This window comes from Leptospirillum ferrooxidans C2-3 (assembly GCF_000284315.1).
In the GTDB taxonomy this organism is placed as follows: domain Bacteria; phylum Nitrospirota; class Leptospirillia; order Leptospirillales; family Leptospirillaceae; genus Leptospirillum; species Leptospirillum ferrooxidans.
In genome coordinates this window covers 2,338,482-2,353,984 of sequence record NC_017094.1, presented here as the reverse complement: position 1 = coordinate 2,353,984, position 15,503 = coordinate 2,338,482, and the positions used below count along the sequence as shown (strand labels likewise).

Annotated in this window: 12 protein-coding genes; all 12 read right to left on the bottom strand. The window is 57.0% G+C overall.

The window, feature by feature from the left end; all coding sequences use genetic code 11:
- Nucleotides 1-15 precede the first annotated feature (15 nt).
- A complete protein-coding gene (locus LFE_RS11755) occupies nucleotides 16-684 on the bottom strand; it encodes a DotU family type IV/VI secretion system protein (protein ID WP_014450443.1) in 669 nt (222 codons plus the stop codon).
- A complete protein-coding gene (tssK, locus tag LFE_RS11750) occupies nucleotides 684-2,063 on the bottom strand; it encodes a type VI secretion system baseplate subunit TssK (RefSeq protein ID WP_014450442.1) in 1,380 nt (459 codons plus the stop codon). Before tssK ends, LFE_RS11755 begins: the two co-directional genes overlap by 1 nt.
- A gap of 16 nt (nucleotides 2,064-2,079) precedes the next feature.
- The gene (locus tag LFE_RS11745) at nucleotides 2,080-2,763 is read right to left on the bottom strand and encodes a type VI secretion lipoprotein TssJ (RefSeq protein WP_014450441.1); all 684 of its coding nucleotides are present in this window, start codon (nucleotides 2,761-2,763) and stop codon (nucleotides 2,080-2,082) included.
- 31 nt (nucleotides 2,764-2,794) lie between these two features.
- Nucleotides 2,795-3,190: a DUF4150 domain-containing protein gene (locus LFE_RS11740; RefSeq protein WP_014450440.1), complete on the bottom strand. Its 396-nt coding sequence runs from the start codon at nucleotides 3,188-3,190 to the stop codon at nucleotides 2,795-2,797.
- Between the two features lie 19 nt (nucleotides 3,191-3,209).
- The gene (locus LFE_RS11735; RefSeq protein WP_014450439.1) at nucleotides 3,210-3,860 is read right to left on the bottom strand and encodes a DUF3540 domain-containing protein; all 651 of its coding nucleotides are present in this window, start codon (nucleotides 3,858-3,860) and stop codon (nucleotides 3,210-3,212) included.
- 14 nt (nucleotides 3,861-3,874) lie between these two features.
- Nucleotides 3,875-4,942 (bottom strand): pentapeptide repeat-containing protein, encoded by a 1,068-nt coding sequence (locus LFE_RS11730; protein WP_014450438.1) that lies wholly within the window; start codon nucleotides 4,940-4,942, stop codon nucleotides 3,875-3,877.
- The gene (locus tag LFE_RS11725; RefSeq protein ID WP_014450437.1) at nucleotides 4,939-7,683 is read right to left on the bottom strand and encodes a DUF2169 domain-containing protein; all 2,745 of its coding nucleotides are present in this window, start codon (nucleotides 7,681-7,683) and stop codon (nucleotides 4,939-4,941) included. The genes LFE_RS11730 and LFE_RS11725 overlap by 4 nt, the downstream gene beginning before the upstream one ends.
- Before the next feature lie 83 nt (nucleotides 7,684-7,766).
- Nucleotides 7,767-8,489 carry a hypothetical protein gene (locus LFE_RS11720; protein ID WP_014450436.1) on the bottom strand — a complete coding sequence of 241 codons (723 nt, stop codon included), beginning with the start codon at nucleotides 8,487-8,489 and terminating at the stop codon, nucleotides 7,767-7,769.
- A gap of 79 nt (nucleotides 8,490-8,568) precedes the next feature.
- Entirely contained in the window at nucleotides 8,569-10,071 is a 1,503-nt protein-coding gene (locus tag LFE_RS11715; protein WP_014450435.1) for a type VI secretion system Vgr family protein, read from the bottom strand.
- A gap of 5 nt (nucleotides 10,072-10,076) precedes the next feature.
- Entirely contained in the window at nucleotides 10,077-12,737 is a 2,661-nt protein-coding gene (gene tssH, locus LFE_RS11710) for a type VI secretion system ATPase TssH (protein ID WP_014450434.1), read from the bottom strand.
- Entirely contained in the window at nucleotides 12,734-13,768 is a 1,035-nt protein-coding gene (tssG, locus tag LFE_RS11705) for a type VI secretion system baseplate subunit TssG (RefSeq protein ID WP_014450433.1), read from the bottom strand. The genes tssH and tssG overlap by 4 nt, the downstream gene beginning before the upstream one ends.
- The gene (tssF, locus tag LFE_RS11700) at nucleotides 13,732-15,465 is read right to left on the bottom strand and encodes a type VI secretion system baseplate subunit TssF (RefSeq protein ID WP_014450432.1); all 1,734 of its coding nucleotides are present in this window, start codon (nucleotides 15,463-15,465) and stop codon (nucleotides 13,732-13,734) included. The genes tssG and tssF overlap by 37 nt, the downstream gene beginning before the upstream one ends.
- Nucleotides 15,466-15,503: the final 38 nt, after the last annotated feature.

Sequence of the window (15,503 nt, the reverse complement as noted above, 5' to 3'; positions counted from 1 at the left end):
GGGCAAATCCCCGTTTCAATGAAGGTGTCTGAGGACGTTTCGGGTCATCTGGTGAATGATCCGGTCGTACAGGACGAAGAGGACCAGGACCATCAGGGACGGGACGAGCCAGACGAAAACCGTGTTCAGGGTCTTCCGGGAGGCGACCTTTGTCTGGCCCTCCGGACCCTCACGGGTCAGATAGCCGGAGGGAAAGATCTTGTCCCTTTCGAAGATCGGCAGATCCGGTTCCAGAATGCTCTGGAGATGTTTTTGGATCCTCGCTGCCTCGTGGCCGTTCGATTCCAGTCCGTATTGCCCCCTGAATCCCAGCTTGAGGGCCATCAGGTAGATCGACAGGATCTCCCTGGCATTCGGGTCCTTTGTCTCCTGGGGCATACGCCTGTAGAACTCGACCCCTCCGTTCGTGATCCTGAAAAAGGATTTCTGGAGCATGTTCCTGCTCCAGTCGACCGCGCCCGGCCAGTTGGCGCACATCAGGCTTTCATCGATCCAGACGATCGCCGGAAAGAGTCCGCTTTCAAAATGCGTATCGGAGATGCCGGAGCTTTTGGCCTGCGAGCGGGCCTTCTCGATCCGGTCAAGGATCTCCCGCCTGAGGGTGTTTGTCTCCGGAAGTGAACGCTCGAGCCTGTCCTTGACGAAGGCCAGAAGGGGGATGAGGCAATCGGATAGTGTTGTCATTATCGGACTCCAATAAGATCGATCATTGAACCTTCAGGTGCTCCCGGCCAATGGACCTGTATCGCCTCCTCCTGACGGATGGCGTCCCAGACCGGGTCATGCGGTTCGATCCGGAAATACTGGGCGTTGAGTCTTCTGGGAAGACCCTGGGGCGGTCCGCTCATGGCGGTGAGTTCGACACCGGGCAGAGCTCTTCTGATCAGGGAGGAGATGATGGAGGGAGGGCCGATTTTCGCATTGTCCATGAAGGAGGAGCTTTCCCGTTCCGGATCTCCCTCGGTCTTGACCACCAGGTAATAGCGTGTCCGGGGAGAGAAGAAGGACTGGGAAAGGGTTCCATTGAAGGATTCGTCGCTTTTTTCGAGCCGGATGATCAGATCCGGTCCGACGGTCAGGTTGTTCAGCAATGTAAACAGCACCGTCTGGGCTTTGGTCAGACATCCCCAGATATCCTCGTGATCATAGGGAGGAAGGGGCTCTCCGGATTGATCGGTCTCGCCGAGAAAATTGACCCGGTCGGAAAATGTGCTGACCTCTCCCACCATCTGCCTGAGTGTTCCGTAGAGGAGCCATGGATGAACAGGGTCGCTTTCGGCGTAGTGATAGAGGAGGGGGACGTAACGGTTCAGGGTGCGGAGGGCGAGGATATAGATCATGTATCCTGCGTCCATTCCTTCCGTCTTCTGCTCCCTGGGGGTCTTGAACTCCTCGAGCTGCCGGGAACGGCTGGCGCATTCATTCCGGATTTCCTGGACAAGGCTTGAAAGGTTCCGGGAGGTGGACAGGGAGAGGGAGGGAGGGATGAAAGAAGGGCTTGGCTTGATGACCCCTCCCTCCCACAGGACCTGCGCCACGGGAACAAGGTTATAGTGCTCGAGATTGTCGATTTCGTTGTCCCAGAAGAGACGGACATTGAAATAAAGTGTTTTGACGGAGGCTGGTGGTCCTTCCCCGTAAAGGTCCTGGACCTCTTCGGGGTCGGCAAGGGAGAGAAACCGGGTGTCTGCATCAGAATCGAGATTCGGGACGGTGGTGACATTCTTGCCCTGGTCCCTGAAGCGCCGGAGACCCGCATAGATCGTCAGCGGCTTGTCCCTGTATGTCCAGTCTTTTTCGAAAGAACGGGGTCGGATGACTGCGTTTCCGGGAAACTGTACGAAGCTTCCGTCCTGAAGGACCATGGACAGGGAGTTGACCTGAACCGATCCCCGTCCGAGGGCGGTCGTCTGGATGTCGATCGTCTGGACTCCCCATCCAAAGGGCAGAACGGTGTCGAGGACCGGGCGGGTCATTCCGGTGGTATGGGCGTCGGTCAGTTGGAAGTGCTGGGGCTGAAGGAAAAGTCCTTGGTGCCAGAAGATCGGTTTTGTGGATTTCATGGTCGTATGATCTCTCCTAAAGGGGCCTGATGGCCGAAGGTGTTTTGGCCGGAGCGGGATGGTCCGGTTGTTTCTTCTTGTGTTTCTTCTTCCTGGTGGTATCAAGGACCTGAAGGCTTTCAAGATGTTTTGGCCCAAGAATCAGCCGGACAGCCATTCTGGCTGGACGAAAATGGTTGCTCCGGAAAATGATTCCGGAGCGTCTGACACGGACAGCCATCGGCCGGATGCGGATATCCTTTTTGGAGGAGTAGCCGGAATAGCCGGCGATGATTCCCAGGTAGACGGCATCCCGCATCCGGTCGAGGACGATGTCACCAGCGGTGCCGGGAGAAATGATAAATCGCCTGACGGCCAGGATTCCGGATCGCTTCTTGCCGCTGGCAAGGGTTTCCATGGCCCTGTCCGGGTTCTGCAAAAGCGGAAGAAAGCCGTTCGGATCGCTGATTTCGGCGATCCCGATGATCAGAGTGTGAGGCTTCTTGTCGGAAAGGTTCAGATTCCTGTCCGGAATCACATGGATGGTGATGGCCTGTTTTTCCCATGTCCAATGGACCTTCTGTCGGATCTTGGCGTCCGGGGCGGTATTGATTCCGATCGTTGTGCATCCGGAAAGGATGAGAACGATGAACGGGAGCCATAAAGCCACCGGGATCACCTTGTGATATCGATGAGACTGAACCTTTTTGCCTTGAGCCATGGTGGTTGTCTTTTCTCCGGAGGTCATGGGGTTATGGCGCCAGCAAAAGGACGGTTACCTGGCTCGGGACCAGACAGGCTCCAGGGGCGTTAATGCCGTTCTGGAGGGTGGGGGATGTCAGCCTGGTGGCGGGCATCCCGGCCAGGAGGACGGTGTTGGCTCCGTCGAGGCACATGGCGCTTCCCATCATTTCCGAGGAGATGACTCCGCCCGCGACGCCGGCGTCGTCTCCTTGAGTCAGGGGGATTTCTGTCATGAGGTTGTGGGCGGGGGCTCCCCCGAAGAGAATCGTCGGCACGGGGGGGAGTCCGGTCGGTCCCGCTGCGACGTTCGGGTAGGGGATGGGGACGATGACCGGCCCCGCCGGTGTCTTGCAGACATCCGGAAAAGCCATGGCCATTCCGCCCATCTGGGTGTTTGCGAACATGAAGACCTCCTGGATCCTTCTATCCGAGATGGATCTGGTCGGAATCGATCTTGACCAGATCGGTTGAACGGAGAATGGTGGTTTTGGCTCCGATGGAAATCACGGAGGCCGATTCGATCATGGTCTGTCCTGATGTCGAGCGGTCGAGCGTTTCGACCTCTTTCGTCGCCGTGTGGGCGCGGGATGAAATCCAGTGCGCCGTTGTCTCGACGGTTTTGGCGATCTGCTCGAGCTTCCTGGCGACAAAGGACAGAAGATTTCCTGTGATGGCCGCTGTGGTGGCTTCGATGGAAAGATTGGAAAAAGACTGGCGACAAGTCCCTGCCCTGGCCTCGATTGTGCCGCCTTCAATCCGGATCTGTTCGGTCGTGGAGATGGAAATGTTTCCGGAGGATCGGATGTCGAGTCCTTCATCAAGGGAGATGGATCGGGATGTTCCCTCGGACCGGGTGGACAAAAGCGCAATGGCGAGGAAAAGCCCCTCTTCCGCTTCGATCAGGACCGCCCTGTCACCGGGAACGGGATCGATCAGAAGGCTCGTTCCCCTGATGGCCGGGATCCGTTGTCCGTTGTGTTCGCAGGTGAGGTGCGGACCTTCCACGGAGACGACTTCGGCCAGAAAGACGGATGAGGACTTTTCAGAATAGGGGGATATCGCGGGAAAAGGCATCTTTTGTCTCCTGTCTATGGGCTGTTTCGGGGAACAAAGTCCTCGGCTTCCTGAAGCTCGGGATCGGTTTCCCTGCCCAGGGGGCGGGAAGACCCCGAATAGTCGGCTCCATCTTCAAGCGCGCGGTGAAAGTTTGTCCTGTTCAGGTTGGCTCCTCCAAAAAGGGAATGTTTCAGGTTGGCATGGGAAAAATCTCCAAAGGAGACATTCGAATCGGTAAAATTCGCTCCTTCACAGTCGGACTGTCGCCATTGGGACAAGGACAGGTCTGCATGGGTCAGGTCGATCGTCCTGGCGGAGGTTTTTTGAAACGAGGCCATTTTGAGCATCGCCCCCCGCGCGGAGGCCCCCTCCATCCGGCTCTCCGAGAAGAGGGCCTTTTCCGCATTGGCTCCGTCGAGAACGGCCCCGGTCAGATCAGACTGGTAGAAGTTTGCCAAACGGATGTCGGAGCCGACCCATCTGGTTTCGGAGAGGTCTGAAGAGCTGGCCTGGACCATCGGGAGGCTCATGTTCGAAAAGTCGATCCCCTTGAGGCTGACTTTGATGAAAATGGGGTTCCGGAAGATGGCTCCCGCAAAAAAGGCCTGGTTGAGGGTTTGTCCGATGAAGGCTGTCTTGATGATCTTTGCTCCGGAAAAGGAGGTTCCCGGGAAGCTTCCGTGGACGAAGGACGTCTTCTCGAGATCCGCCCCATCGAAGGCGGTTCCGTCGAAAACGCAGTCGACCCAGGAGGAATGGTTCAGGAGGGTATCGGAAAATCGGCTTCCTGAAAGATCGGATTCCACCCAGCGTGAATTCTGGCCGCTGGCATGGTCGAATCCGGCCCTGTGGATCCGGCATTTGAGAAATGAGGCAAGGTGAAGCGATGAAGCTTGCCAGTTCGAACCTGAAAGGTCGCAGGAGTCGAAAAGGGTGTTTTTCAGGATACATCGGTCAAATCGGGCTCCGATGGCCCGGGTGTTGATAAAGATTCCGTGGGAAAGGTCGGCTCCGGAGAGATCGAATCCGGACAGATCCATCTCCTGGACCGGTTCTCCATCTGTGATCATGTCCACGATTTTTTGAGTTTCTGGGGTCATTTGCTTTCTCCCGGGGTGATGGTGGTTTTCCCGAGAAGGGCTTGGTCGAAAAGGGTGGAGTCGTCTATTTGGGCTTCGGTGACACAGCCCTTGTAGAGGGAAGAGCCGCTGAAGTTTGCAAATCTCAGGTCAGCCTTCAGAAAGACGGCTTGCCGGAAATCCCCCCATCGGCCATCAACCCATCGGAGATCGGTTTTCTGGAAGCGGGCTCCGATGGCCCTGACTCCCGAAAGGTTGGTGTGTTGCCAGTTCCCCCCGGATCCGTCGGTACCGAGGAGAATGGCTCCCCGAAAATCCGATCCGGAGAGATCGACTCCCCTGAGGTTTGCTCCGGAGAGATCCGCCGACCCGAAGGAGGATCCCTGGAACTGGACCGACTGTGCAAAGACTCCTTTCGTGAGGATCGCTCTTTTAAACGTGGTCGACGGTCCACAACACTCCAGAAATGTGGCTCCCGGGAGCTGGCATCCGGAGAAGTCGACGGCGAGAAAGTCGCACTTCATGAAGAGGGACTTTTCAAGATTCGATCCGGAGAAGTCGACATCTCGAAAAAGGGTCCTTTCCGATTGGCCGTCAGATTGGGAGGAGGATGGGGAAAGGGCTCCCTCGATCCGCATGAACCTGGCTCCGGGAAAGGAGCATCCTTTCGCCCTTGTCCGTGATATGGAGATGTTCGAGAGATCTGCGCCATCAAAGCGGGAATTGTCCAGGAGACAGTCTTCAAATGTCGTTCCGGACAAAACGGTTTTTTGAAACGATGCCCCGATGGCCCGGACACCTTTCATTTCAGAGTGTCCGGCGTTAGCTCCGTCCCACTTGGAGCCGGAAAGGTTGGTCTGCAGGAAACGGCCATGGGAGGCCCAGGCGCCCTGAAAGAGGGATCCGGTCAGATCACTTTCTGAAAAATCGCATCCGATCAGGTCGCTTTCTGAAAAGTCGCATTTCGAGAGGTCCAGACCGGACAAGTCCGCCCCGCGAAGAGACCATTTTCGGAAATTTCTGCTGCTTTTCATCTGTTCCAGAACTTTCTGTCGGCCGCGACCGGCGTTGGGTCGATCTTCTGGAGGAGGAGCAAAGAAATGGACAGAACGGACAAGCGTGTCGATCTTGTCCGACAGGGCCGAGAGCTTGTCTTCAACCTGTCCGGAGATTGCTTCGAACGCGCCATTTGCGGGGCGAAGGGGTACTGTTGTCCGATCCGTTTCCGGAACTGAGCCATCGATCGACATGAGGCGTTCTTTCAGCGCTGTGCTGGAGAGAGCATTTTCGAGATCTTTTTTCAGAGGGGCCATCGAGGCTTTCGGGGACAGGGGTCCCTCCCGGGTGAGATTGGCCTTTGATAGGGCGTTGTCGGGTATTCGGGAAAGCGCATCCCGGATCTTCTCGTCCATCTGTTTTTTGAGTTCCTCTGTTTTGAACTGTCCGGGTTGGAATGGAGTTTCGGAAAAAGGATTTTCCAGCTCTTTCCGAAGCTCCCGGAGCTTTTCCTCCATTGAACTTTGGGCCTCACCGATAGGGGAAGAGGCCGCTCCCGCCGGGGGAGGCTGCGTCGATTTTCCGGCCTTTTCCAGCTTTTTGGAGAGGATTCTTCTGGTCCTCTGTCCGATCTCGTCGGACTGGTGGGCCATGTGATACTGGACGTTCCCGATATTCGCCTGTGGATCGTCTTCGAGCCTGAGGGGCAAAAGCGGTCCATCACCGTAAAGGGAGAGGTCTTCCGGACTTCGCTGATCCCGGCGATTCCTGTAGGCGAGATAATGACTTTCGGGTCGATTCTCCCCGGGATCTTCCGCAGACAGAAGCAGGGAGGCCACCTCAGACGCATCGTCGGTTTCGATGGCCATCGATCCGCGATGGATAACAACCCCGATTTCAAGGTGCGGGAAGAGCCAGACGGTTTCCGGATGCATGGGGATTTCGACAAAAGTCCGGTTCCGGCTTGCGTCGAGGGTGGCAAAAGCGCGAACCCTGATCCCGGGAAGTCTCCCGGATTGCCGGTCGAATTCGGGATGAAGACCTTCGAGGAGGTAGCTCTCTCCGCCTGTCCAGAACCCGGATAGCCATTGATCGGATTGCGCCTGGTTATAAAGGGTCCAGTCGGCATTTGCGGGAAGCTCCGGGGGTTCGGTTCCGATCTCTCCCGGCTGGTACTGTCCTGTTCGGGATTGCCGTTCTGCCCAGGCGAGATCCAATGGCCCCAATCCGGCAGGAGGTGTGTCGGTCTCGGGCGAGATGGTGGGAAAAAGGGGGGATTCGATGTTTGGAAGTGAGACGGGACTTTCCTCCGGATCTAATGAAAATCCTTTCCCTGTGGGGTTTTTGGGGTAGTCTTTCCCGCCGAAGCTTCGGGTGTAGACAATCGGCATCGAACAGAATGGCTCCGGCCGGGATTTGATCCATTCTCCGTTTTTTTTGTGCCACAACCGGTCTCCGTAAAGAGCAATCTCTTTTCGGAGAGAGCCGACCTGTACGGAAATTCTCCGGGTTTCGACGGGGATTCCTCCGTATGCGTATCCGTGGGCGGACAGGAGAAGTTCTCCCCTGTCTTTGGGGATGCCGGCATCCCAGACGGTCTCTTCGGGACATTCGGCGGCAAGAATCGGCCACATGGCCTGCTCGGTCAGGGGGCGATCCGGTGTGGCGAAGGGAAAACACACCGTTCCTGTAACAGAGAGCCTGTGTCCGTTTCTCCGGTAAGTTTTCCACAGGAGTCCGAGCATCATGGGCTTGATGACTTTCATGAAAGGCTCACCCGCGTTTCTCCTTTGGACAATGTCTTTTTTGGGCTGAGTCTCCCTGGACGTTTTTGATCATCGTTTTCCTGTCAGCTGAACAGATGGATGGCGGCGGTGTAGATCTTTGACGCGTGCGTCTCGATCTTTGTGGCACCATTGTGGATGCTTGTCCCGTAGGACTTGAAGGTCGCGCCAATGGTCTCTTCCGTTACGGTCGTGGTCTCGACCTTCATGGTCCGGAGATTGATGGTGGGACCCGCGGCGAGATTCATGGTGATGGAGGCGGCAATATTCAGGATCGCGCTGAGAGCGATGTTTTCGACCCCGCCGATGACGACGCTCACCAGATCCCCGAGCATGGCGTTGGTCGTCAGGCCGACGGAGACAGTGTTGAATCCCCCAAGAAAAACATTGTTTGAACTGCCTTCGACGACAATGCTTCCGTTGCCGTTTGTAATGGCGGTGGAGTTTCCCTGGGTGTAAGTCGTCGTGTTTCCTCCTCCACCGCCGGTATTCTGGACGTTGGTGGTGAAGTTTCCGTTCTGGACGTTGACGACCATGTTTCCCTGGGCGCTGTCGATATGGATGCTCCCGTCGTCCAAGGTCTTGATGACGATCTGCCCGTTTTGGGCGGAGATGTAGACATTCCCCACTCCGCTGGTCACTTCGTCCGGCGCGGCCTCCGTTCCGAGCGTTGTGTTTCCGGCCGCGATGTAAACCCCCTTGCCGGCCTCGACCACAAAATATTTCGGGGTAATCTGCTGGATCCCGGGCAATGTGTTGACAGCGGGATCCGTATCGGAATCGGCCATGTCAATCCTCCTGTTGTTTCTGTGGCGTGTGTTGGTTTTCCCGGATGGCTCCGGCCTCCGGTGGTGTTATGGAGCCCAATCATGCGTACCCGTCGTCGTTCAGGGTGATGGAGTGTCCTCCGATCGACCGGATGACGTTGATCCCCGGATTTTTGTTCGTGATCAGGGCCCTGTGCTCCGAGTTGTGGACGGCTCCGAGAATCACCGGCTGGTCCGGGTCTCCTCCCAGAAAGGCCACCATGACTTCGGTCTCCTTGTGGAGGGGAAAGTGCATCCCGTTGTCGGCGCCCGCCAGCGGTGTGGCCATCCGGATCCATCCCGAGTTTTTCTGGGATCGCTTTTGTCCGAAGATGAACGGAAATCGGACCTTGTACTCTCCATATTCGGAGAGTTCGGCAAAGAGGCCTGACCCCTCGGCCTCGATGATGGCGCTTGAGACTCCGGGAATCCTCGGCCATGGAGTGGTTCTCTGGGGCCGGAAGGCCACATCGGAAGGGATTGCGACGAATGTGGCCTCGTAGTGTGTCTGTCTCTGTTCTTTTGGAGACCGGACATCGAATCCGGAGGTCAGAAATGCGGCCTGGGATCCCTTGTGAAGGACTGAGGTGACAAAAAATGTTCCGTTATGGTCGTTCCGGAAATGATGTTTTATATGGACGGTCGTGGCGGCGCGGATTCCTGTCGCGGTGGTTTTTCCTTCACAGGTCTTTTCGCGGACCTTATGGATTTCCGAAAGGATCGTCGCCTGTCTCTGGGCTTCCGCGTTTGTCCGGGTATTCTCTCCGAACGCGCGGACGGTTCCCTTCCCCCGTGGGTCGAGAATCCGGCTTTCTTCGATCTCGAGATTGGCTTTCCGGTAGTTGAAGTCCGAAACGACGATCCGGTGGGGCAACGGGACGATCCGCAGGGACCATTCCTGGAGAGAATCGTCGGAAAAGCCCGGGTCGAGTTCGGATGGTGGCCTGTAGGAGAGCGATTTTTTCCATGAGGGTTTTCGGGAAGGGTGGTCAAAAAAGACGAGCCGGTCTTTATGGTCATCGTGGTCGAAGTAATAGGCGATGCCTTCCCGTTCGGCCCAGCGGTCGACGAAGGAGAGGGCGGATTCCTCGAAGCGGCAGACGAATGAGCGGCTCCGGTAGGATTCGCTCATTCCGAAGGAATAGTCCTGGGAGGTCAACCCTTCTGCCTTCAGAAGATCTTCCAGAATGTCGGGGATGCCTTTTTCCGAGGTGTAGACCTCGGAGATCATGGAACGGGTCAGCATGTGGGCCCTGGGAACCAGAACGGCTTCGTAGAAGGTGTAGGGGATTGCCTGGTGCAGGACCCTGAATTCGGAGAATGTCCCGTGGTAGGGGGTGGTGGAGTGGGTGCCGTCCCGGGAGGAGTCTATCCGGAAGGTGACTGGCCGGCCCAGGGTATTGTCCGGATCGATGTCCTGTTTTTCACAGACAAGCCGGATCCGGAAGGAAAACAGCTCGTTCATGGCTTCCCGTCCCGAAAAATCGACAACCGAAAAATCTTCCCGGGCAAATCCTTCGACTGACAGGGCAAATGAGAGGTGACCGGCTTCTTCTGGTGGCATCGGATCTACCCTTTCCTTTTGGTCGTTTTACGGGAGACCGGGCTTTCTTCGTCATCCCACAGGATCGTCATCGTGGCATCGGGAGAGATGCCGACACGGATTTTGCCCGACAGGGTTCCGTCGGCGAGCCGGCCGATGAGTTTTCGGGAAATTTCGGGAAGGATCCGGCTCTGGAGAAGGTAGTCGATGTTTCGTGCACCGGCTTCGGAGGCCTCGCACTGATCGGAAAGATGGGCGATCAGGGAGTCTTCGAACAGGATTTCGGCCTGGTTGTTCTGGGCGAATGTCTGGCTCAGCCGCGCCGTTTTCAGACGGACGATCCGCCCGAGGGATTCTCCCTTGAGGGGAAGATAGGGAACGATGGTCATCCTGGCCAGAAGGGCCGGCTTGAAATGTCTTGAGAGTTCGGGACGGATGAGGTTTACCAGCTCTTCATATCCGGCTTCCGGGTGGTCTGTCGCATAGGCGGTCAACTGTCCGGAGGCAAGATTGCTGGTCAGAAAGATCACGGTGTTGGAAAAATCGATTTCCTTTCCCTCCCCGTCGGCGAGGACTCCCTTGTCGAAGACCTGATAGAAAAGATTGGGAATGTCGGGATGGGCTTTTTCGATTTCGTCGAGCAACACCACGGAGTACGGACGCTGCCGGACCGCTTCGGTCAGGACGCCTCCTTCACCGAACCCCACATATCCGGGTGGCGAGCCGATCAGCCTGCTGACCTGATGCTTTTCCTGGAATTCGCTCATGTTGATCGTTACCGTGGCTTTTTCGTCTCCGAAAAGGATGTCGGCGACGGTGAGAGCGGTTTCTGTTTTTCCCACCCCGCTGGGACCGACCAGAAGAAAGACGCCAATGGGCTGGTGTGGGCTTTTGAAGCCGACCTGGGCGTTCTGGATGATCTCGCTGACACGGGAGAGTGCCGCATCCTGTCCCATGACCCGTTTGCCGAGGTTTTCCTGCAGTCGGGAAACGGTCTGGGCCTGTTCCCGAAGAAGCTTTCCGAGGGGGATCCCTGTCCAGTCCGATACGACCTTTGCGACTGTTTCAGGATCGACTTCAAAGCGGATCATCGGATTTTCTCCCTGAACCTCCCGAAGCCGGTTCTCCTGATTCCTGAGCTCTTTTTTCCAGTCACCGGAGGATGAAGCGTCGGACTCCGAGCCTTCCCGGGCAAACGTATTCCGATGGGCCAGAAAACTTCCAACCGCCTCCCTTTCTTTCTCCCAAAGTGATTTTTCCGATTCCAGGGAGTTCGACAGATCCTTGAGCATTTTTTCGATCTCGCCGATTCGCCCTGCCGGAACCGGATGGCCGAAGGCCTCATCGCGGCGGAGTCCTTTCGCCTCCCGTTCGAGGGCCTGGATCTTGCGTTCGAGGCTTTCGACCCGTTCGGGTTTTCCGGAAAGGGAGACTTTGGTTCGGGCCGCGCTGGTATCGAGTAGATCCACCGCCTTGTCGGGGAGTTTCCTGCCGATGATGTAGCGGTCGGAAAACTTGGCGGCGGCAATCAGGGCGTCGTCCCGGATCGCGACCTTGTGGACCTGTTCGTAGTGTTCCTTGAGCCCCCGGAGGATCAGGATCGTCGTTTCAATGGAGGGTTCTTCAAGCTTGACCGGCTGGAATCGCCTGGCGAGGGCGGCATCTTTTTCGAAGTACTTCTTGTATTCGACCCAGGTTGTGGCGGCAATGGTCCGAAGTTCTCCCCGGGCGAGGGCGGGTTTCAGGAGATTGGCGGCATCCCCGCCCCCCTGGGCGCCTCCGGCTCCGATCAGGGTGTGGGCTTCGTCGATAAACAGGATGACGGGGGTGGGGGAGGAGCGGATTTCATTGATGACGCCTTTCAGACGATTCTCGAACTCTCCCTTGACGCCGGCTCCGGCTTCGAGAGCGCCGAGGTCGAGTCCGAGGAGTCTAACCTTCGAAAGGGATTCGGGAACGTCTCCGGTGACGATTCTCAAGGCGAGACTTTCGACGACCGCCGTTTTGCCAACCCCTGGGTCGCCCACGCAGATCGGGTTGTTCTTTCTTCTCCTGGAGAGGATATCGATGATCTGCCGAACCTCCTGGTCCCGTCCGAAGACCGGATCGATCTTGTTCTGGCGGGCCTTTTCGGTGAAGTCCTCGCAGAACCGTCCGATGGCGGTGGATTCGGCGCCTTCCTCTTTCCTCTCTCCTTCCGGAGCGGCCGTTTGCTCGCTCGATCCGGCGGTGAGCTCATCGAAATGGTCGGCAAGGGCATCTTTGGGGATCTGCTCGAGGGAGCGGGAGACTCTTCCGGAAGAGAAATAGCCGATCCGGTTCAGAAACGCCTGGAGAAGGGCTCCGGAGCGTATTTTCGGCTCCCCCCGGTTGATGGAAGAGATGATATGGGCATCCTGGATCAGTTCGATCAGGAGGGGGGAGAAGACAGGGCGTCCACCGTTTCCGGAGCGAAAATCCTCCATGGCGTCTGACAGCTCCCGGCGGACCTGTTCCGGGGCGATGTTCCTGTGTTCGAGGATCCTCGCCATGTCGCAACCCGGTTTCGAGAGGAGGGAGTACAGGATATGCTCCGCGGTGATCTCGTAGTGGGTCTTAGAAAGACAGAGTCCCGCGCCCTGCTCGAGTGAGAGGGTCAGGACCGTGTTCAGCCGTCTGAAAAGCGGTTTCAGCTCTGCAATGATCATAAGTCCCCTTCCATTTCGTTGGCGTGGAGCGAAAAAACAACATGTTTCCGGGAGGTGTGGGATCCGTTTTCGAGCCATGAGTCGAGTCCCAGCCTCGTTCGGACACGATCTCCAAGACAGATCGGTCTGGGTGATTGGTCCGAGAGAATGATCTCGATATCCGCCATGACCGGTTCGATCAGATAAAAGCGATACCAGAAGGCGACCTTTTCAAGGTCTTCGTTGCCGGGGAGAAGCCGGTCGAAGCCATCGTTCTCCACCGGTCCGACCCGTATCCGGATCTGGTTGATCCGGTCGGTGAGCGTTTCACCCAGAACGGTCTCCTCTCCAAGACGAAGGGATTTTCCCAGGATCAACAACTGGTCTTTCGGGATGGGAACGGTTTTTTCCGGACATTGTTCGACGGTGACCGGGACTTGGCCGAGGACATCGGAGAGGATCGATTCCAGAGCTTTTGCCGACCGGGGATGCTGTGTGAGAAGGCCGGCATAACGAAGGGTTGTCGCGTAGAGCGGGTCGCCTTCCCGGAAGAGGGAGTCTGAAAGGCCCGTAAAGGTATGAAACCACTCGAGGACGCTTTCCTCTTCATCTTCGTAGGCGCGTAGCGACAGCCGGTGTTTTTTCCAGGAGTCGTAGAGAAGGGGGTACAGGGCCCCATGAATGATGTCCAGAAAGTCCCTGGGGGCGGTGTTGTCATTGTTCTGATAATCGATCAGGTCTTCGGTGTAGAAGGTCGGGAGAGGCGAGGAGACGCCGTAAAGTCCAAAGAAGTTCACGTCCAGAAGCGCTGTTTTGCCCTCAGCTCCCCATTTGATGGTATCGATATCCATATGGGGAAATCCCAGGGCGAGCGCCGGTCTGATCCGGATCCGTTCCCAGAAATCCTCCGGGGCAAATCGATCGTCGGTTTTCTTCAGAACGAGCCGAAGAAGCCGGATGACCTGGGTAAAGCTGTATTGGTCTCCGTCCTCTTCCAGGGCCTTCTTGAGAGCGATCAGATCAGTGTCTGTGTGCCCAGCCGCTCGGGCCATGTCAGCAGTTCTCCTGTGAGCAGATCTTCGATTTCGACCAGTGTGAATGAGTTGATCGTTGAATAGACCGCCAGAAATTCGTTGAGGATCGATCCGAAGAGAGACATGTCGGCAATATCCGCGAATCCGTCTCCGCTGACCCTGATCCGGATCAGGGAGCCCCGGAGCAGAATGCCCCGGATCAATCTGGTGATCCTCTTGACGGTGACCTCCCGGATGCTTTCGATGCGTTTTTTGTTGGTGTCTTCAAGGGTCTTGTTCCGCTCCATCGGAAAGAGATAGAGGGAGAGAAGGGAGCGAAGTCGGCTGGCATCGGCCAGGGAGAGAAAATTGAGCCCCAGCTGGGAGAGGACTCTCCAGGAGAGATCGTCCCCCAGAGGTGGGTGGATATAGGGAGTGGGAGCGGTGAGATTGGTGAATGTCAGCCGCTCGGGAGAGTTGTCGGTGGTCCGGGTGATCTCTCCGGGTTTGAGGGACTCGGGGAGAAATCGGTTCGTGGCCAGGATCCTGAGCGAGAGGGTCTCGTGAGAGGGGACCTCCCCGGATCCATACAGGAGCCCCAAGCAGGTTTCCGTCCGGCGTTCGACCGGTGATGGCCGGAGCACCACCCGGTAGGCCCGGGTGGTGGGGGATTTGGGTTGTCCGAGAATCTCCTGAAAGGGCCGGTATTCAAATGATTTCCCGCTCCCGGTTTCGGTTCCCGTCACGCTCTTGATCCCGAAGATGTCGAAATGTCCGCGGGCGACTCCGGATGATGTGACCGGATAGTCGTTCTGACGATGTGTGACCTGGATCGGCTCCGCATCTGTTTCGTAGAGGTTGATCGCCGGCGCCGCCCCCAGGACAAAATGGCGGGGAGCGGGAGCAAGGGGGCGAGAGGGGGATTTTGAGAGGTGGAACGAGATGGTAAAGCTGTTTCCTGTCCCTCTTTCGGTCCATTGGTCCAGATCGGAAAGTTCCAGAAAGAGGAACTTCGAGGGCTGGACGAAGAACTCCTGGAAGAGCCGGTAGGAGGAAAATGAACCCGGGGAGGCGGGAAAAAGAGCGGAAGAATCGTCGAATGCCGGGGTTTTGAGAGACTTCGGAGACAGAAATGTCGAAGGCGCTCCGGGTGAAGAAAGTTCGATCCGGTCCAGCCAGCGGGTCAGAAGGTAAAAATGGTTGGATCCTTCCGAATAGCTTCCTCCCAGAAAGAACTGGAGGGAGGAGGCGCCAAACTGCGATAGGGCCATCCCTGTCAGGGTATAGGTCAAATGGATGGAGGCAGTCTTCCCTTCCTCCTGATCGGCCCTGGTCTGGGTCAGGGTCAGGGGATGAACGGTCAGCTCCTGGCAGGTTTCGAAAAAGCAGGTGGTCCCGTCTACCGGGATGGAGGCCGCCCGAGTTCCTTTCGGCACAACGATGGATTCCGCGATTTTTCCCTTGGGGGAAAAGGAGAGGATCGTTGATGACGGAAAGGGCCGTAGAAACTGGGAAAAGAGGACGCGCGCCACTTCCTGGATGAACTCCGGGTACTGGTCGTTTAACCGCTGGTGGAGAATGCCGGTGAGAAAAGCGACCCCTTCGAGGAGTCTCTCCACATCGGGATCGGTCGACTCCTGAGCGAGCATGGGGGCGAGCGAAGGGTGGGCCGCCGAGAATTCCTTCGACAGGGATCTGAGCCGCTTGAGTTCCTGTTCATAGAAGTGATTCGACATCGGTGCCTCTTGTCATCGCGTTGGGGTGGTCGAAGGTT

Coding starts and splice junctions, on each gene's coding strand:
- LFE_RS11755 (WP_014450443.1), bottom strand. CDS start 684: ATGACAACACTATCCGATTGCCTCATCCCCCTTCTGGCCTTCGTCAAG.
- tssK (WP_014450442.1), bottom strand. CDS start 2,063: ATGAAATCCACAAAACCGATCTTCTGGCACCAAGGACTTTTCCTTCAG.
- LFE_RS11745 (WP_014450441.1), bottom strand. CDS start 2,763: ATGGCTCAAGGCAAAAAGGTTCAGTCTCATCGATATCACAAGGTGATC.
- LFE_RS11740 (WP_014450440.1), bottom strand. CDS start 3,190: ATGTTCGCAAACACCCAGATGGGCGGAATGGCCATGGCTTTTCCGGAT.
- LFE_RS11735 (WP_014450439.1), bottom strand. CDS start 3,860: ATGCCTTTTCCCGCGATATCCCCCTATTCTGAAAAGTCCTCATCCGTC.
- LFE_RS11730 (WP_014450438.1), bottom strand. CDS start 4,942: ATGACCCCAGAAACTCAAAAAATCGTGGACATGATCACAGATGGAGAA.
- LFE_RS11725 (WP_014450437.1), bottom strand. CDS start 7,683: ATGAAAGTCATCAAGCCCATGATGCTCGGACTCCTGTGGAAAACTTAC.
- LFE_RS11720 (WP_014450436.1), bottom strand. CDS start 8,489: ATGGCCGATTCCGATACGGATCCCGCTGTCAACACATTGCCCGGGATC.
- LFE_RS11715 (WP_014450435.1), bottom strand. CDS start 10,071: ATGCCACCAGAAGAAGCCGGTCACCTCTCATTTGCCCTGTCAGTCGAA.
- tssH (WP_014450434.1), bottom strand. CDS start 12,737: ATGATCATTGCAGAGCTGAAACCGCTTTTCAGACGGCTGAACACGGTC.
- tssG (WP_014450433.1), bottom strand. CDS start 13,768: ATGGCCCGAGCGGCTGGGCACACAGACACTGATCTGATCGCTCTCAAG.
- tssF (WP_014450432.1), bottom strand. CDS start 15,465: ATGTCGAATCACTTCTATGAACAGGAACTCAAGCGGCTCAGATCCCTG.